The organism is Pseudarthrobacter sp. S9 (genome assembly GCF_050156545.1).
GTDB lineage: Bacteria > Actinomycetota > Actinomycetes > Actinomycetales > Micrococcaceae > Arthrobacter.
On record NZ_CP189576.1, the window covers coordinates 4,306,023 to 4,322,366 of the forward strand.

17 protein-coding genes are annotated in these 16,344 nt (G+C 66.5%); 12 read left to right on the plus strand and 5 right to left on the minus strand.

Features of this window, described 5'->3' with window-relative positions:
* The first annotated feature begins 373 nt into the window (after window positions 1–373).
* Genes eat through ACQCSY_RS20775 form a run of 5 tightly spaced genes read left to right on the plus strand, consistent with a single transcriptional unit; the run spans window position 374 to window position 6,155 of the window.
* On the plus strand, window positions 374–1,750 hold the full coding sequence (gene eat, locus ACQCSY_RS20755) for an ethanolamine permease (protein ID WP_427135970.1): 1,377 nt from the start codon (window positions 374–376) through the stop codon (window positions 1,748–1,750).
* A 54-nt stretch (window positions 1,751–1,804) separates the two neighbouring features.
* Window positions 1,805–3,187 carry a glutamine synthetase family protein gene (locus ACQCSY_RS20760; RefSeq protein ID WP_427131772.1) on the plus strand — a complete coding sequence of 461 codons (1,383 nt, stop codon included), beginning with the start codon at window positions 1,805–1,807 and terminating at the stop codon, window positions 3,185–3,187.
* Window positions 3,168–3,956, plus strand: a complete 789-nt coding sequence (locus ACQCSY_RS20765) for a gamma-glutamyl-gamma-aminobutyrate hydrolase family protein (RefSeq protein WP_427131774.1) — start codon at window positions 3,168–3,170, stop codon at window positions 3,954–3,956. Before ACQCSY_RS20760 ends, ACQCSY_RS20765 begins: the two co-directional genes overlap by 20 nt.
* The gene (locus ACQCSY_RS20770; protein ID WP_427131776.1) at window positions 3,953–5,323 is read left to right on the plus strand and encodes an aldehyde dehydrogenase family protein; all 1,371 of its coding nucleotides are present in this window, start codon (window positions 3,953–3,955) and stop codon (window positions 5,321–5,323) included. Before ACQCSY_RS20765 ends, ACQCSY_RS20770 begins: the two co-directional genes overlap by 4 nt.
* Before the next feature lie 49 nt (window positions 5,324–5,372).
* A complete protein-coding gene (locus tag ACQCSY_RS20775) occupies window positions 5,373–6,155 on the plus strand; it encodes a 3-oxoacyl-ACP reductase (RefSeq protein ID WP_427131778.1) in 783 nt (260 codons plus the stop codon).
* Between the two features lie 112 nt (window positions 6,156–6,267).
* On the opposite strand, the gene ACQCSY_RS20780 is transcribed toward ACQCSY_RS20775, so the two are convergent.
* The 3 genes from ACQCSY_RS20780 to ACQCSY_RS20790 form a co-directional block, all read right to left on the minus strand.
* The gene (locus ACQCSY_RS20780; RefSeq protein ID WP_427131779.1) at window positions 6,268–7,032 is read right to left on the minus strand and encodes an SDR family oxidoreductase; all 765 of its coding nucleotides are present in this window, start codon (window positions 7,030–7,032) and stop codon (window positions 6,268–6,270) included.
* Window positions 7,033–7,158: 126 nt separating this feature from the next.
* On the minus strand, window positions 7,159–7,581 hold the full coding sequence (locus ACQCSY_RS20785; protein WP_427131781.1) for an Hsp20/alpha crystallin family protein: 423 nt from the start codon (window positions 7,579–7,581) through the stop codon (window positions 7,159–7,161).
* A gap of 190 nt (window positions 7,582–7,771) precedes the next feature.
* On the minus strand, window positions 7,772–8,509 hold the full coding sequence (locus ACQCSY_RS20790; RefSeq protein WP_427131783.1) for a beta-ketoacyl-ACP reductase: 738 nt from the start codon (window positions 8,507–8,509) through the stop codon (window positions 7,772–7,774).
* Between the two features lie 150 nt (window positions 8,510–8,659).
* On the opposite strand from ACQCSY_RS20790, the gene ACQCSY_RS20795 reads away from it, so the two are divergent.
* From ACQCSY_RS20795 to ACQCSY_RS20810, 4 genes are read left to right on the plus strand one after another with little or no spacing between them, the layout of a single operon-like run.
* Window positions 8,660–9,124 (plus strand): DUF3099 domain-containing protein, encoded by a 465-nt coding sequence (locus ACQCSY_RS20795; RefSeq protein ID WP_427131785.1) that lies wholly within the window; start codon window positions 8,660–8,662, stop codon window positions 9,122–9,124.
* Window positions 9,121–9,372, plus strand: a complete 252-nt coding sequence (locus ACQCSY_RS20800; RefSeq protein WP_427131787.1) for a hypothetical protein — start codon at window positions 9,121–9,123, stop codon at window positions 9,370–9,372. Before ACQCSY_RS20795 ends, ACQCSY_RS20800 begins: the two co-directional genes overlap by 4 nt.
* Window positions 9,373–10,251 carry an SURF1 family protein gene (locus tag ACQCSY_RS20805; RefSeq protein WP_427131789.1) on the plus strand — a complete coding sequence of 293 codons (879 nt, stop codon included), beginning with the start codon at window positions 9,373–9,375 and terminating at the stop codon, window positions 10,249–10,251.
* Between the two features lie 12 nt (window positions 10,252–10,263).
* Window positions 10,264–10,731 carry a YbaK/EbsC family protein gene (locus ACQCSY_RS20810; protein WP_427131791.1) on the plus strand — a complete coding sequence of 156 codons (468 nt, stop codon included), beginning with the start codon at window positions 10,264–10,266 and terminating at the stop codon, window positions 10,729–10,731.
* Between the two features lie 40 nt (window positions 10,732–10,771).
* Here the strand turns inward: ACQCSY_RS20810 and ACQCSY_RS20815 are convergent, their stop codons facing one another.
* Window positions 10,772–12,370: an ABC-F family ATP-binding cassette domain-containing protein gene (locus ACQCSY_RS20815; protein WP_427131793.1), complete on the minus strand. Its 1,599-nt coding sequence runs from the start codon at window positions 12,368–12,370 to the stop codon at window positions 10,772–10,774.
* A 323-nt stretch (window positions 12,371–12,693) separates the two neighbouring features.
* On the opposite strand from ACQCSY_RS20815, the gene ACQCSY_RS20820 reads away from it, so the two are divergent.
* Genes ACQCSY_RS20820 through ACQCSY_RS20830 form a run of 3 tightly spaced genes read left to right on the plus strand, consistent with a single transcriptional unit; the run spans window position 12,694 to window position 14,764 of the window.
* On the plus strand, window positions 12,694–13,353 hold the full coding sequence (locus tag ACQCSY_RS20820; protein WP_427131795.1) for a biotin transporter BioY: 660 nt from the start codon (window positions 12,694–12,696) through the stop codon (window positions 13,351–13,353).
* Window positions 13,350–14,135 carry an energy-coupling factor ABC transporter ATP-binding protein gene (locus tag ACQCSY_RS20825; protein WP_427131797.1) on the plus strand — a complete coding sequence of 262 codons (786 nt, stop codon included), beginning with the start codon at window positions 13,350–13,352 and terminating at the stop codon, window positions 14,133–14,135. Before ACQCSY_RS20820 ends, ACQCSY_RS20825 begins: the two co-directional genes overlap by 4 nt.
* Entirely contained in the window at window positions 14,132–14,764 is a 633-nt protein-coding gene (locus ACQCSY_RS20830) for an energy-coupling factor transporter transmembrane component T family protein (RefSeq protein ID WP_427131798.1), read from the plus strand. The genes ACQCSY_RS20825 and ACQCSY_RS20830 overlap by 4 nt, the downstream gene beginning before the upstream one ends.
* Before the next feature lie 351 nt (window positions 14,765–15,115).
* Here the strand turns inward: ACQCSY_RS20830 and ACQCSY_RS20835 are convergent, their stop codons facing one another.
* Window positions 15,116–16,306 carry a thiolase family protein gene (locus tag ACQCSY_RS20835; protein WP_427135972.1) on the minus strand — a complete coding sequence of 397 codons (1,191 nt, stop codon included), beginning with the start codon at window positions 16,304–16,306 and terminating at the stop codon, window positions 15,116–15,118.
* Window positions 16,307–16,344: the final 38 nt, after the last annotated feature.

Genomic DNA, 16,344 nt, shown 5'->3' on the forward strand with positions numbered 1-16,344 from the left:
ACGAAGAGTCCTGCATGGTGTCTCCTCCAATTCGCTCACGGCATGGCCACACGCCTGATGCTGACACAATGCTACCCGCATTAATCCCCAAAGGTCATGAAAGGAACCATTGAAACGCGAGCCGTGTGATCCAAACATCAGTTTTTAGACGAAAACTATTGACGCACGGTCAATCAAGATCCAGACTGTGAAGCACCCCTTGGACTGAAAACAGTCCTTTAGGATCAGGTTGATCCTCCCATGAACCCTCTTCACCAGCACTCCTCACACGTAAGGAACACGCATGGAATCAGCGGACAAAGCAGTGAGCACGGCGAAATCCGGGGGCAGCAAGGCTGTCAGCAGTGAAGACGAGTACCTGCAGCATTGAAGCCTGAAGCGGGGGGCCGCCGGATGGGTCCTGCTCGCAGGCCTTGGCGTTGCCTATGTTATCTCCGGTGACTTCGCCGGCTGGAACCTTGGTCTGGCGCAAGGCGGCTGGGGCGGCCTGCTCATCGCCTTTGTGCTGATGGCCGTCATGTACACCTGCATGGTGTTCGGGCTGGCAGAGCTCTCCTCCACCCTGCCGACCGCCGGTGCCGGCTACGCGTTTGCGCGCCGGGCCCTGGGGCCGCTCGGAGGGTTCGCCACCGGCATTGCGGTACTGATTGAGTACGCTGTGGCGCCCGCTGCAATCGCCACCTTCATCGGCGGATACATTGAGGCACTGGGACTGTTCGGCCTCACGAACTCCTGGCCTGTCTATCTGGTCACCTACGTCATTTTCATCTGGATCCACATCCGCGGCGTCGGCGAAGCACTGAAGCTGATGTTTGCGATCACGGCCGTGGCGACCGTCGCCCTGCTGGCCGCTGCAATCGGACTTCTGCCGAAGTTCGACCCCGCAAAGCTGTTCGACATCGTCCCGGACGGATCCCCCGGGGCCAGCGCTTTCCTCCCGATGGGGATCAGCGGCGTGCTCGCGGCGCTGGTTTACGGCATCTGGTTCTTCCTTGCCGTCGAGGGCGTTCCGCTTGCCGCCGAGGAAACGTCCAACCCCAAAAGGGACATGCCCAAAGGAATCATCGTGGCAGTCATCATTCTGGTGGTCTTCGGCGCCCTGATGCTGTTCCTCGTGCCCGGCGCGGCAGGGGCCCAGGCCATGAGCGGCTCGGACAATCCCCTGCCGGAAGCCCTCCGCCTCGCCTATGGCGGCAACACGTTCCTTGCGGACTTCATCAACTACGCAGGGCTCGCCGGCCTCGTGGCCAGCTTCTTCTCCATCATCTTCGCCTACTCCCGGCAGCTCTTCGCGCTCTCCCGGGCGGGCTACCTGCCGCGCTGGCTCTCTCTCACCGGAAAACGCCGCACGCCGTACTGGGCGCTGATCGTCCCCGGCACCATCGGATTCGTACTTGCCGCCGCCACCCAGGACGGCGCACTGCTCATCAACATCGCAGTGTTCGGCGCAACTGTTTCCTATGTACTGCTGAACCTTTCCCACATTGTCCTGCGTATCAAGGAGCCGGATCTGGAACGCGGCTACAGGACACCAGGCGGGATTGTCACAACGTCGATCGCTCTGGTCCTGTCCGCTGTGGCAGTGGTGGCCACGTTCGTCGTCGACGTCTTTGCCGCGTCCATAACAGCAGCGATCTTCGCAGCCGCCCTCCTCTACTACTGGTTCTACAGCCGGCACCGGATCGTCGCCGGCGCCCCTGAGGAGGAATTTGCCCGGTTGGCCCTGGCCGAAGCCGAACTCAAACTGTGATCAGAACGAAAACTGCGATCCCACCCATTGAAGAACCCACGTTGCGGAGCCATCATGAATGATCAAAACAACAAGCCCGGCCAAAAAGGCCAGCTGAGCGTCGACGACCTGAGGGAACTGGTAGCCGCCGGCACCATAGATACCGTCATTGTCGCCATCACGGATGCCCTGGGCAGGCTGCAGGGAAAACGTTGCGGCGCACGCTCGTTCCTCGAAGACGTACTGGACCACGGAGCGGAGGGTTGCAATTACCTCCTGGCGGTCGACGTCGAAATGAACACCGTGGACGGCTACGCCATGTCCTCCTGGGAAACCGGCTACGGCGACATGGTGATGCTCCCGGATATCTCCACGCTCCGCCTGGTCCCGTGGCTGGAAGGCACCGCAATGGTCCAATGCGATGTGATGTGGACGGACAAATCCCCCGTGGCTGCCTCACCCCGCCAGATCCTCCGTGCCCAGGTGGAACGGCTTGAAAAACTCGGCTACAGGGCCTTTGTGGGGACCGAACTGGAATTCCTGATGTTCGACGATTCCTATGGGCAGGCCTGGCAGAAGAACTACAGCGGCCTGACGCCGTCCACGCAGTACAACGTGGACTATTCCCTGCTGGCGACGGCCCGGCTGGAGCCGGTCATCCGGTCCATCCGCACCAACATGGAAGCCGCCGGGCTGGTGGTGGAGTCCTCGAAGGGTGAGTGCAATCTGGGGCAGCAGGAGATCACCTTCCGTTTCGACGAGGCGCTGTCCGCCTGCGACAAACACACCTTCTACAAGAACGGTGCCAAGGAAATTGCCGACCAGCACGGCAAAAGCATCACCTTCATGTCCAAATTCAATGAGCGCGAAGGCAACTCCTGCCATATCCACTTCAGCCTGACTGACCTCGAAGGCAAGCCGGTTCTACCCGGCGACGGAGAGCACGGCTTCAGCCCGGTCATGGAGCACTTCGTAGCCGGCCAGCTGGCGGCCTTACGGGAATTCGCATATTTCCTGGCTCCCAACGTCAACTCCTACAAGAGGTTCGTGGAAGGAAGCTTCGCCCCGACCGCCGTCGCCTGGGGGCTCGACAACCGCAGCTGCGCTCTCCGCGTGGTGGGGCACGGACGCGGACTCCGCACTGAAAACCGGGTGGGCGGCGGGGACCTCAACCCGTACCTGGCGGTTGCCGCACTGATTGCCGCCGTCATCCACGGCCTCGAAAACGATCTTCCGCTGCCTGCCATCACCAAGGGCAATGCCTATGACTCGGATGCACAGCGCCTGCCAACCAACCTCCGTGACGCCCGTGATCTGTTGGCGGACAGCATCATCGCCCGCAAGGCGTTCGGCGACGACGTGGTGGACCACTATGTCCATGCAGCGGCCGTGGAGCTGAAGGCCTACGACAGCGCAATCACAGACTGGGAGCGTGTCCGTGGCTTCGAACGACTCTGAGACATACCGGCCCCGGATCGCGCTGACCAGCTACTTCCAGGAAGCGTCCTGGGGCGTGTGGAATACGACAGCGGCCATCCTCCCCGGAACGTACGTCCAAGCCGTCGTCGCGGCAGGCGGAACACCCATCCTCCTGCCGCCGGTAGGCACCGACGAGTCCGTCCTGGACCTCGTGGACGGGCTAATCGTGGTGGGCGGTCCCGACGTCGATCCTTCCCTGTACGGGGCAACGCCGCATCCCAAGACCAAGGCGCAGCCGCTGCGCGACTCGCATGACACGGTGCTCACGCGTGCCGCGCTTCATCGCGGACTGCCGCTGTTCGCGATCTGCCGTGGAGCGCAGATCCTCAATGTGGCCTTGAGCGGTTCGCTGATCCAGCACATTCCGGACGTCAACCCGGATGCCAACTACCAGCCGGCTCCGGGCGTGTACGGGGAGGCCGCGTTCAGCACCACGCCCGGCAGCCTGATCCAGGGTCTGCTCGGGGATTCCGCCACGGCGCCCTGCTACCACCACCAGGCGATTGACGCCGTGCCGGCGAGCCTCCGCTGCACGGCCCGGTCTCACGACGGCACTGTCCAGGCATTGGAAAGCACCGACGTTGGATGGGTCCTTGGGGTCCAGTTCCACCCGGAACAGAACCCGGATGATCTGCGCCTGTTCCGCGGGTTCGTGGAAGCCGCGGCCGGCTACCGCGCCGACCGCACCGTCACTTCCAACGCAACCAATTCCAACGCCACCACCATGAAAGCGATGTCCCCCGCATGACCGCCACCGCCTTTGATGTCATCAACCCAGCCACAGAAGAGATCATCCAAACGGTTCCGCTCGCCGGCCTGGCCGAAGTGGACGCTGCCATCGCCAGGGCTGCCGCTGCCTACGAATCCTGGCGGGCCCTGGCCCCGGCCGACCGTTCGCTGCTACTCCGCCGGTTCGCGGCGGCGGTTGACGCAGATCTGGAAAACCTGGCCCAGCTGGAGGTCCTGAACGCGGGCCACACCATTGGAAATGCGCGTTGGGAGGCCGGCAACGTCCGCGACGTCCTCAACTACTACTCCGCAGCTCCGGAACGGCATTTCGGCAAGCAGATCCCGGTAGCCGGCGGGGTCAACATCACCTTCCATGAGCCGCTCGGTGTCGTGGGGGTCATTGTCCCCTGGAACTTCCCTATGCCGATCGCAGCCTGGGGCTTCGCCCCGGCGCTGGCAGCGGGGAACACGGTGGTGCTCAAGCCCGCCGAGGTGACTCCGTTGACTGCCATCCGTCTCGGCGAGCTGTCGCTCGAGGCCGGCATCCCTGAGGGCGTGTTCCAGGTGATCCCGGGCAAGGGATCCGTGGTGGGCCAGCGCTTTGTCACCCACCCTGCCGTGCGCAAGGTGGTGTTTACCGGCTCCACCGGCGTGGGCAAGCAGATCATGGCGGGCTGCGCGGACCAGGTGAAGAGGCTGACCCTGGAGCTTGGCGGCAAGAGCGCCAACATCATTTTCAACGACGCCGATCTGGAGCTCGCGGCCGCCGCGGCTCCCGGTGGCGCCTTCGACAACGCCGGACAGGACTGCTGTGCCCGTTCACGCATCCTCGTCCAGCGCAGCGTCTACGACCGCTTCCTGGAGCTGCTTGAACCGGCGGTTCTCGGCATGTCTGTTGGAGACCCCGCCGACGCCGCCACCACCATGGGTCCGCTCATTTCGGCCCAACAGCTCAGTACTGTTTCGGCTTTTGTGCCCGACGGCGCCCCGGTCGCCTTCCAGGGGAAGGCCCCTGAAGGCGCGGGGTTCTGGTTCCCGCCCACCGTGCTGACCCCGGACCTGAATGAGCCGTCGTTCACGGACGAGATTTTCGGCCCGGTAGTCGCCGTCGTGCCGTTTGACGACGAAGCCGACGCCATCAGGATCGCGAACAACTCCGAATACGGTCTGTCCGGCTCCATCTGGACATCCAAAGTGGACCGGGCATTGAGGGTCGCCCGGGCCGTCGAGTCCGGCAACCTGTCCGTCAACTCACACTCGTCCGTCCGGTACTCCACCCCGTTCGGTGGCTTCAAGCAATCGGGGCTGGGCCGTGAACTCGGACCCGACGCACTGGACGCGTTCACCGAGACCAAGAACGTGTTCATTTCCACCGACCTCCACTAAGCACCCACAAGCCAGCCGTTTCCCGGCACGCACTTCCTAAGGAGCAACAATGCAAGCAGTAGTTTCCAACCGCCTCGCCGGCCGCAGCGCAGTCATCACCGGCGGAGCCAGCGGCATCGGACTCGCCACGGCACGCCGGATGGCAGCCGAAGGCGCCAACGTGGTGATCGCGGACATCGAACCGACGTCCGGCCTTGCCGCCGCCGCCGAAGTGGGCGGCTTGTTCGTCAAGGTGGACGTAACCAGCGAACAAGACGTCAAGAACCTCTATGCCCAGACCAAGGAGACGTATGGGAGTGTGGACATCGCGTTCAACAACGCCGGTATCTCCCCCGCCGACGACGCCTCGATCCTGGACACGGGCATCGACGCCTGGCGCCGGGTCCAGGAGGTGAACCTGACCTCCGTTTACTACTGCTGCAAGTACGCGATTCCGTACATGCAGGAGCAGGGCAAGGGCTCCATCATCAACACGGCCTCGTTTGTGGCCGTCATGGGCGCGGCCACGTCGCAGATCTCCTACAGTGCATCCAAGGGCGGCGTGCTGTCCATGAGCCGGGAACTCGGCGTCGAATTCGCCCGCCAGGGCATCCGCATCAACGCCCTCTGCCCGGGACCGGTGAACACGCCGCTTCTCAAGGAACTCTTCGCCAAGGATCCGGAGAAGGCCGCACGCCGCCTGATCCATGTTCCGCTGGGCCGTTTCGCGGAACCCGAAGAGTTGGCCGCCGCTGTTGCGTTCCTGGCCAGCGACGACGCCTCCTTCATCACGGCGTCAACGTTCCTGGTGGACGGCGGGATCTCTGGAGCGTACGTCACCCCGCTTGCCTAAGCCGCGGAAGCCGGGCAGGGCATTTGTAAATTTCCCTGCCCGGCCCGGTGGCGGGTCACGACCTGCCGGTAGGTGGCGTTCCAGGACCAGCCGTGGACCCGTGGATCAAGGCTTAGCTGACGCTCTTGTCAGTCGTCTTATCGAAATAATCCGAGCCGCCGACATATTCGGTGTGGCCGGTCTCGACGTCGGCCGTGACCATCTTGGCGACCTCGGCGGCGAACTCGGACACCGAGTACAGCTTGCCGGCCTCGGCGCGGCGGGCTTCGATGGCACCGGGGTTGGAGCGGTCCAGCAGGGTGGCCGTGACGGTGCCCTCGATCATGTCACCTGACACGACGACGAGGGAGATGCCCTTCTCGGCCAGGTTCGGCACGAGTTCGCGGAGGGCGTCCTCGCCGGCGCGCTTGCTGCGGGCCACGGGCTCGTACTCGGGCATGGTGGGCACGGTGCCGATGAAGTGGGCCTGGTGGCTGGTCACGAACACCACGCGGGATCCCTCGGGCATCAGCGGCACGGCGGCGTTGAGCATGTTGACCTGGGCGTCGCGGTTCAGCTTCAGCGCGTAGCCCTCTTCCATGCCCGACTCCATCCCGCCGGAGGCGTTAAGGACCAGGATGTCGAGCGAGCCGAAGTTTTCCATGGCGGCGCTGGCCAGGGCCTGGACGCCTTCCTGGGTGGTGAGGTCCGCTCCCACGGCGGCGGCGCGGCCCCCGCCGGTCTCGATCTCCGCGACCACCTTGTTCGCCCGCGGCGCCTTCTGGCGGTAGTTCACGACGACGGCGGCACCTTCGGCGGCGAGGAACTTGGCGACTTCGGCGCCGATTCCCCGCGATGAACCGGTCACGATTGCGGTCTTATTGTCCAGCAGTCCCATTCGAGCTCCTTTGTTCCAAACGTCCAAACACTGTGGGTCTGCAGTCCATCATGCCAGCGGTGTGCGCCTTTTCAGTTGTTCGGGGTCCACAAAGAAGCCGTTCAGGCCTAGTTCAGGGACTGTGTGTCAGCCGCGATCGATCCTGATCTTCTTGGCGGACTCCTCCGCCGGCGTGGCGGGGGCCGGTGAGCGCACTTCGAGGACGCCGTCCTTGTACGTGGCGGTGATGTCTTCTTCCCGGTTTCCCGGCGGCAGGGCGATGCTGCGCGTAAATGATCCGTAGTGAAACTCGGAGCGGTAGCCGGTCTTGCTCGTGTGCTCGGATTTTTCCTCGCGTTGGGCCTTGATGTGCAGCATGCCTTCGCTGACCGAGACGTCGACGTCCGTCTCGGGATCGATCCCGGGCACTTCCGCCCGCACCACCAGGGTGTTGCCGTCCTGGAACTGTTCCACCTTGATTGTTGACGTCATCATCGGCAGATCGCCGTCGAGGAAGCGACGGATCGGCTCTAGCATGTCCGAGGGCGCCCACTTGCTGGGTTCAGCCATGATAATCCTCCTGATTCCATGCCCCTGCCTTGCATGTTCAGGGGCTGTAAGCCCATTACACGCTTCCCGACAGGGCGTTGCCAAGGGCAAAAGGCCTATCGTGGAGGACTCCTGCGCCCGAACCCGGCGCAGTGGCGGCGGGCGGTTGACGACGGCGGCTCCCGCCGCCGTCGTCAACCGGAAACCAGGCCTAGTGGCCCATGCCGAGGCCGCCGTCGACCGGGATGACGGCGCCGGAAATGTAGGCCGCCTCGTCGCTGGCGATCCAGCGGACGACGTCGGCAACTTCGGACGCCTCGGCGAAGCGGCCGGCCGGAACCTTGGACAGGTAGTCCTTCTGCGTCGCCTCGGGCAGCTCCGCCGTCATGTCCGTGTTGATGAAGCCCGGCGCCACCACGTTCGCGGTGATGCCGCGGGCCCCGAGCTCGCGGGTCAGCGAGCGGGCGATGCCGACAAGGCCCGCCTTCGAGGCCGAGTAGTTGATCTGGCCCGGGGCGCCGTACAGGCCGGAGACGGAGGAAATCAGGACCACGCGGCCCTTCCGCGCCCGGATCATGCCTTTGGAGGCCCGCTTGATGACGCGGAAGGCGCCGGTGAGGTTGGTGTCGATGACCGAGGTGAAGTCATCCTCGCTCATGCGCATCAGCAGGGTGTCCTTGGTGATGCCGGCGTTGGCGACGAGCACTTCCACGGGACCGTGTGCGGCTTCGACTTCGGTGAAGGCGGCATCGACCGAGGCTTCGTCGGTGACGTCGGCCTTGACCCCCAGGATGCCCTCGGGGAGCTTCGATTCACTGCGGTATGTGACCGCCACCTTGTCCCCGTTGGCCAGGAAGGATTCAGCGATGGCCAGGCCGATCCCGCGGTTGCCGCCGGTGATCAGAACGCTGCGGCCGGTGGTGGGTGTTTCAGACGTTGTTTCAGACATAGGGGGCTCCGGGATTCTGCGGCGGGTCGGCGCCGCGCTGGGGGCTGGATTTTCCTGCCTCCGATCTTAGCGCCCGGGAGTCGTCCGTTTGGGCGGGTCCGGCGATGGTGAGAGAATTGGAGTAAGCCTTGGGAGCGTGATCTGACAGCCGTGACACTCAAAAACCGACCCGGTGAGCCGATGCCCGGCGACCCGGATGCGCTATCCGGCGACACCGAGGTGCACAGCATCACGGACGCGGCCGCAGCGCACTCTGACGAGATGCGCCAGCGGATGATCAAGTACGCCGTGGCCATGGGCATCCGCATGGTGTGCCTGATCCTGATTTTTGTGGTGGACGGCTGGTTTAAGATCATTCCCGTGATCGGCGCAGTGTTCCTTCCCTGGATCGCCGTGGTGATCGCGAACGGCAGCGACAGAGCGGAGATCCACAGTGATTCCCTGCTGGACTACGTTCCGATGGGCGAGTCGGATGCCGGGGCCGGCTCCCCCGCACCAGAAGAAGACGCCTCGATTACGCTGCTGCAGGGCGAGCTGATCGAGGATGAGGACGACATCGCTGATAAGGACGGACTTTTTGAGGACAACGGCGAACACGGACGTGCAGCTTCATGAACCTATTTGACCTGGCCGGGAACGGCGGCGGCACCGCCCCGCCCGCCGGTACCGTCTGCTCGCGGAAGGCCTGCCGGGCCGGGGCCGAGTGGCAGCTGCTGTGGAACAACCCCAAGATCCATACCCCGGAGCGGCGCAAGATCTGGCTTGCCTGCGGCGAACACCAGGCGTGGCTTGAGGACTACCTCCAGACCCGCGGGCTCTGGAAAGAAACAGTGGCCCTTGACCCGTCAGGCAAGGTCGGCTGAATGTACCGCTTTCTCTTCTCCAGTAAGTGGCTGGGGTATTTGTTCCTGGCCGCGATCTTCGCCGCCGCCTGCGTCGGGCTGGGCCGCTGGCAGATGGACCGGCGGGCGGAGACGCTTGCGGAAATCAACCGCGTGGTCTCCAACTACTCCGCCCCCCCGGTCCCCTTCGCCGACGTCCGGGATGAGTTCACCAGGCTCGACGCCGAGCGCGAGTGGACGCAGGTGGAACTGAAGGGCAGCTACGACGTCGCCGGCCAGCGCATCGTCCGCAACCGTCCGCTCAATGGCCAGCCCGGCTACGAGGTGGTGGTCCCGTTCAAGCTCGACAGCGGTGAGACGGTCGTCGTCGACCGCGGCTGGCTGCCGATCGGTAACAACACGCCGGGCCGTCCCGACTCGGTCCCGGCGCCGCCTAAGGGCCAGGTGACGGTAGTTGCCCGCCTCAAGTCGGCCGAACCCGAGCTCCAGCGCGGCGCCCCGGACGGCCAATTGGCCTCGATTGACCTCGCAGCGTACTCCACTCAGCTGGGGTATCCGCTTCTCACGGGCGCCTACGGCCAGCTGGCCTCCGAGAGCCCGTCCGTGCCAGACATGCCGGTTGCCTTCCCTATGCCCTCAACCGACGAGGGCACGCACCTGTCCTATTCGCTGCAATGGTTTGCGTTCGGGGTGCTGATGTTCATCGGCTTCGGCTACGCGGCCCGGCAGCAGGCCCGTAACGCCGCCATCGACGCGGAGGACGCCGAAGCCGGGGGGGCAGATGGCGGATACCTGCACTCCAGCGGCCCGGCAGTGCGGCGTCGTCCGGCTCCCCGGAAACGCAAGAACACGACTGCGGAAGAAGAGGAAGACGCCATCCTGGATGCCCGGGGTTACTGAGAGGGGGCCCGGATGTATCCGGAGCCGGTAGTCAACGTGAAGAACGCGCTCGCCGCGGCGGGTGCCGAGGACACGGTGACGGTCTTTGATGCGAAGGTCCCGACGGCGTCCGCCGCGGCAGAGGCCTTGGGTTGCGACGTCGCCGCAATCACGAACAGCCTCGTGTTCGAGCTCGGGGGCGCTCCCCTGCTCATCCTCGCCAGCGGCGCCGCCAAGGTTGATGTCCGCAAGGTCGCCGCGCAACTGGGCACGGGCAAAATCCGCCCCGCCGCTCCCGACTTCGTGCTGGAACACACCGGCCAGGAGGTTGGCGGAGTCGCCCCCGTGGGCCACCCCGAGAAGATCCGCACCCTGCTGGACAGCTCCCTCGTGGTCCACCCGGTTCTCTGGGCAGGGGCCGGAGACCACAACTCCATGTTCTCCATCAGCTACCGGGAACTGCAGCGCATCACCGGCGCCGAGGAAATGCCGGTCCGCTAACCGAGCGCAAGAGGCGCGAAGCTGCCCGCCGAGCTGAGGCCTAGGCCAGCGTAATCAGGTCCAGGTAGTCTTCATTCCAATGATCCTCGATGCCGTCGGGCAGCAGCACGACGCGCTCGGGGTTCAGCGCCGCGACGGCGCCTTCGTCGTGGCTCACCAGCACGACGGCGCCGGTGTAGTTGCTCAGGGCCCCTAGGATTTCGGCGCGGCTGGCCGGGTCGAGGTTGTTCGTGGGCTCGTCGAGGAGTAGCACATTCGCACTCGAGGCCACGATGGTAGCCAGGGCCAGGCGCGTCTTCTCGCCGCCGGACAGCACACCGGCGGGCTTGTCGACGTCGTCGCCCGAGAACAGGAACGAGCCCAGGATGTTGCGTACTTCCGCGTCATTCATGTCCGGGGCGGAGGAGCGCATGTTCTGCAGGACGGTGCGGTCCACGTCGAGCGTCTCGTGCTCCTGGGCGTAGTAGCCCACTTTCAGGCCGTGGCCCGCAACGACTTCGCCGGTGTCCGGCTTGTCGACGCCGGCCAGCATGCGCAGGAGGGTGGTCTTGCCGGCGCCGTTGAGGCCCAGGATGACCACCTTGGAGCCGCGGTCGATGGCAAGGTCCACGTCGGTGAAGATCTCCAACGAGCCAAAGGACTTGCTGAGGCCATCCGCGGTGAGCGGGGTCTTGCCGCAGGGCGACGGATCCGGGAAGCGCAGGGCTGCCACGCGGTCGGTCGCGCGCACGGCTTCCAGCCCGCCCAGCAGACGCTCGGCACGCTTGGCCATGTTCTGCGCGGCGACGGCCTTGGTGGCCTTGGCGCGCATCTTGTTGGCCTGGTCGATGAGGACCTGGGCCTTCTTCTCCGCGTTCGCGCGCTCCCGCTTGCGCGCGCGCTCGTCCGTTTCGCGCTGCTGGAGGTAGCGCTTCCAGTCCATGTTGTAGAAATCGATCTGGGCGCGGTTGGGATCCAGCAGGAACACCTTGTTGACGGTGGCTTCGAGCAGCTCCGTGTCGTGGCTGATCACGATCAGACCGCCCTGGTGGTTCTTGAGGAACTCGCGGAGCCACGCGATGGAGTCGGCGTCGAGGTGGTTGGTGGGCTCATCGAGGAGCATGGTTTCGGCGCCCGAGTACAGGATGCGGGCAAGTTCCACACGGCGGCGCTGGCCGCCGGAGAGGGTCTTCAGCGGCTGGTTCAGCAGGCGGTCCGGGAGGGCCAGGTTGGAGCAGATCGCCGCGGCCTCGGCCTCTGCCGCGTAGCCGCCGGCGGCCAGGAACTCGGATTCCAGCCGGTCGTAGCGGTTCATCGCCTTGCGCTGGACCTCGGCGTCCTTGCTGGCCATGTCCTCATGCGTCTGCCGGAGCTTGCCGACGGCGATGTCCAGGCCGCGGGCGGCGAGGATCCGGTCGCGTGCCAGCTGCTCCATGTCCGGCGTCCGGGGATCCTGCGGCAGGTAGCCGATCTCGCCGGTGCGGGTGACCTTGCCGCCGGCCGGCAGGCCTTCGCCCGCGAGCACCCGGGTGAGCGTGGTCTTTCCTGCACCGTTACGGCCGACAAGGCCGATCTTGTCTCCCTTGTCGATCCGGAAGCTCACCTGGTCCATGAGCAGCCGGGCGCCGGCGCGCAGTTCGAGATCCTGGACGGTAATCAATGCAGCTAAGGCCTTTCAAACAGGGAACGCCGCGGCACAACGGGTGGAGTCTGGACGGGGCCGGGGCAGTGTGGCCGAGAGAACGGCCTCTACAAGTCTACCGGCCCCGCCTCGGCCGGATGACAAGGGGCTTGGACAGCGACGGCGGCGGCCGACGGCGGGGCCCGGCCTGCCCTCGTGTCGCCCCTGGGGCCGCCCATTGGCTGCGCTCTCCAGCATCCGGGCCGCCGATTAGTGGGGCACCTACAAAAAAGCCGAAACGCCGCGGACGTACAGTCAGAAACACGATCCCTTCTCCTTCGCTTCACTCGACAGGAACAACCATGACCCAGACTGACAAGGCCGTCACCGCCCGGCCCGTGCCGAGGCGGAACCGCTGGAACGCCACCGACCTCGGCCTGATCGCCGTCTTTGCCGCCCTCGTTGCCGGTTCAGCGCTGATCGCCGCCATCCCGGTGGGCGGACTCGGGGTCCCCATCACCCTGCAGACGCTCGCCGTCATGCTCACCGGCCTAGCCCTCGGCCCGGGCCGGGCCTTCGCCGCCGTCGGGCTGTACGTGCTCCTCGGGCTCGCAGGGCTGCCGATCTTCAGCGGCGGCCGCAGCGGGCTGGGCATCCTTGCCGGGCCGTCCGCCGGGTACATCATCGCCTTCCCGCTGGCGGCCGCGGCGGTGGGCTGGCTGACCGCCGTCGTGCTCCGGCGCACGGCAATCCGCGCAGCGGAGAACTCGGGCAAGCTCCGCGGCGTCCTCCTGTTCGGCGCCGCAATGGTGAGTAGCATCGTCCTCGTCCATACCCTCGGCATCCTGGGCATGGTGGTCAACGCCAAGCTGGACCTGTCCAAGGCCTTCCTCGCCGACCTCGCGTACTACCCCGGCGACATCATCAAGAACGTGCTGGCCGTCAGCATTGCGCTGGCCCTGCACAAGGCCTTCCCTGACTTGCTGCTGCGTCGCGTCCGGAAGGCTGACGACCGCCCGTGAGCAGCATCGTCCTGGACCGGGTGACGGTACGGGTGGAGGTTGACGGCCGCCCCGTTCCCAAGACCCTGCTCGCTGGGCTCTCGCTGGACCTTTCGGAGCAGCGGATCGGGGTGATCGGCGCCAACGGCTCGGGCAAGTCCACCCTGCTCCGGCTCCTCAACGGTCTTGTGGCGCCCACCTCCGGTTCGGTGACCATCGACGGCCGGGACACCGTCCGCGCAGTGCGGGACGTCCGCCGCCGCGTCGGCTTCGTCTTCACGGATCCGCTCTCCCAGCTGGTGATGCCCACGGGGCGCGAGGACGTGGAGCTCTCGCTGCGGCGCTCCGTCCGCAATGCCAAGGAGCGCCGCAGCCTGGCCGAGGCGACCCTGGACCGCTTCGGCCTGCTGCCGCTCGCGGACCAGAGCATCTACGAGCTCTCCGGCGGCGAACGCCAGCTCCTGGCGCTTGCCGCCGTCCTGGCCGTGGAGCCGGAAGTCCTGGTGCTGGACGAGCCGTCGACGCTGCTGGATCTGCGCAACCGGGAGCTCCTGCGCCGGACTGTGGCCGGGCTCCGCCAGCAGGTCATTCTGTCCACTCACGACCTCGAACTCGCGCAGGACCTGGACCGCGTCCTCGTCGTGGACGCAGGAAAGGTGGTGTTCGACGGCGGGGCGGCCGCCGCCGTCGACCACTACCGGTCCCTTTCCGCCGCCGGCCTGCCTTCAGCAGGGCTGCCTGCCGCCGGGCTTCCTGCCACGGGCGTTCCTGCCGCCGGCCGGGCCGGGCTGGAGCAGGGGTGAGCGGGCACGGCTTCCTGCTGGCCAACTATGTGCCCGGTTCGTCCGTGATCCACCGGGCGCCGCTGTGGCTGAAGTTCCTGCTGGTCCTCGGGTGCGGGATGGCACCCTTCCTCATTGCGGACTGGGTCGCGGCGGCCGGCGCGCTGGCGCTGATGTGCGTGCTGTTCCTGCTCAGCGGGGCCGGCGCCGCCCGACTGTTCCGCGCGGTGCGCCCCGTCCTGCCAGTCCTCGTGGCCATCGGCCTGTTCCAGTGGTGGCAGCTGGGCGCGCCCACGGCGGCGCGGATCGTGCTGAACGTGCTCGTCTGTGTGGTGGCGGCGTCGATCCTGACCGCCACCACCCCGGTGCAGGCGCTTCTGGACGGCGTCGCGTCGCTGGCCAGGCCGTTCAGGCGTTTCGGCGCGGATCCGGAACGCTTCGCCCTGACCATCGCGATCATGCTCCGCAGCATCCCGTTTATCGCCGGGGCCTACGCCGATGTGCGGGATTCAGCCCGGGCGCGCGGCCTGGAACGCAATCCCCGGGCCCTGGTGCTGCCGGTGTTCATCACCACCGTGGCATTCGCCCGGCAGACCGGTGAAGCCCTCGCCGCCCGAGGCCTGGGCGAGGCCGAGGACCCGGACGACTGAGCCCTGACCCCTTCGGGACATGCCCTCCCCTACCCACGGCCACGGGACATATGCCCAATATGCGCACTCCCGAGGCCAAAGAATGAGCATGTCCTGTGCGCGGCTCCCACGGCGCGCATGTCCCGCGCCCCCGGCAACGGACATGCCCTCCCCTACCCACGGCCACGGGACATATGCCCAATATGCGCACTCCCGAGGCCAAAGAATGAGCATGTCCTGTGCGCGGCTCCCACGGCGCGCATGTCCCGCGCCCCCGGCAACGGACATGCCCTCCCCTGCCCACGGCCACGGGACATATGCCCGGTATGCGCGCTCCCGAGGCCAAAGAATGAGCATGTCCCCTCGGAGGTGTCAGCTGAGCCGGCGGTAGCCCAGGAGCGCGGCGGTGCCCATGCCGCCCGCGATGCTGATCATGGCCAGGGCCAGCTGCCCTTCCACCGGGGTCCGGCGGGCCTGCGCCAGCAGCCGGGTTACCAGCACCGCGCCGGAGGCTCCGTAGGCGTGCCCCAAGGCCAGCGCCCCGCCGTCGAGGTTTGCATCGTCCGGGGCGATGCCCAGCTGGTCAAGGCAGGCGAGGGTCTGGGAGGCGAAAGCTTCGTTGAACTCGACGAGGCCCACATCCGCGGCCGTGAGTCCCTGGGCAGCGAGGAGCCGTTCTGCCGCCGCCGCCGCGCCGATCCCCAGGAGCTCCGGGTCCACCCCGGCGGTGTCCGTGCCCAGGACCAGGAGGCCGTCGCGGGCTCGGAGCTGGCGGGCCCGCTTTACCGAGGTGATCACGACGGCGGCGGCACCGTCGGCGTCGAAGCAGGAGTTTCCGGCGGTCACGGTGCCGCCGGCCGAAAATACGGGCGGGAAGCGTGCCATCAGCGCCGCGTCGAGGCTTGCGCGCGGGCCATCGTCGGCCCGGACCCCGCGCCCGGAATCCGCGGCGGCATCCTCCCCGGCATCGCAATCGCAGTCGACGATGAGCGGCACGAGCTCGCCGTCGAAGGTTCCGACGGCAGCGGCGGCCAGCGCCCGGCGGTGGCTGCGGAGCGCGAAGGCATCTTGCCGTTCCCGGCTGATCCCGAAACGGGCGGCCACGTTCTCTGCGGCCACCCCCATGTCCGGATCGCCGTGGCTGAGGGGCACGAACTGGGCCCGGCGGAAGAAGTCCGGGGTGCCGTCGTCGTTTCGGTGGGCGCGGAGCGGGGCGGTGCTGATACTTTCCACGCCGCCGGCGAGGTACACGCCGCCGCCGCCGGCCGCCACGAGGCGTGAGGCCAGCACGATCGCGTCCAGTCCCGAACCGCACTGCCGGTCCACGGTGACACCGGGGACGCTGACGGGCAGGCCCGCTTCCAGCGCGGCGAGCCGTGCCACGTTCCCGCCGCCGCCCACGGCATTGCCGATCACGACGTCCGTCACGGCCTCCGCTGCGATCCCGGCGCCCGTACCGGACATCAGGCTGCGGAGGACAGGCGCCAGCAGCTCATGGGCAGGCAGCCGCTTCAGTGCCCCGTCGGCGCGGCAGAGCGGCGTCCGGCGGGCGGCGATGATCACCGGCTGCCGGTCGTCCGGAAGGAACTCCGGAGAGGATC

What these genes read in the sequence shown, in the direction of transcription:
- ACQCSY_RS20770 (WP_427131776.1), top strand. Translation starts at nt 3,953, where the DNA reads ATGACCGCCACCGCCTTTGATGTCATCAACCCAGCCACAGAAGAGATC.
- ACQCSY_RS20810 (WP_427131791.1), top strand. Translation starts at nt 10,264, where the DNA reads ATGTATCCGGAGCCGGTAGTCAACGTGAAGAACGCGCTCGCCGCGGCG.
- ACQCSY_RS20800 (WP_427131787.1), top strand. Translation starts at nt 9,121, where the DNA reads ATGAACCTATTTGACCTGGCCGGGAACGGCGGCGGCACCGCCCCGCCC.
- ACQCSY_RS20785 (WP_427131781.1), bottom strand. Translation starts at nt 7,581, where the DNA reads ATGGCTGAACCCAGCAAGTGGGCGCCCTCGGACATGCTAGAGCCGATC.
- ACQCSY_RS20805 (WP_427131789.1), top strand. Translation starts at nt 9,373, where the DNA reads ATGTACCGCTTTCTCTTCTCCAGTAAGTGGCTGGGGTATTTGTTCCTG.
- ACQCSY_RS20775 (WP_427131778.1), top strand. Translation starts at nt 5,373, where the DNA reads ATGCAAGCAGTAGTTTCCAACCGCCTCGCCGGCCGCAGCGCAGTCATC.
- ACQCSY_RS20760 (WP_427131772.1), top strand. Translation starts at nt 1,805, where the DNA reads ATGAATGATCAAAACAACAAGCCCGGCCAAAAAGGCCAGCTGAGCGTC.
- ACQCSY_RS20820 (WP_427131795.1), top strand. Translation starts at nt 12,694, where the DNA reads ATGACCCAGACTGACAAGGCCGTCACCGCCCGGCCCGTGCCGAGGCGG.
- ACQCSY_RS20780 (WP_427131779.1), bottom strand. Translation starts at nt 7,032, where the DNA reads ATGGGACTGCTGGACAATAAGACCGCAATCGTGACCGGTTCATCGCGG.
- ACQCSY_RS20790 (WP_427131783.1), bottom strand. Translation starts at nt 8,509, where the DNA reads ATGTCTGAAACAACGTCTGAAACACCCACCACCGGCCGCAGCGTTCTG.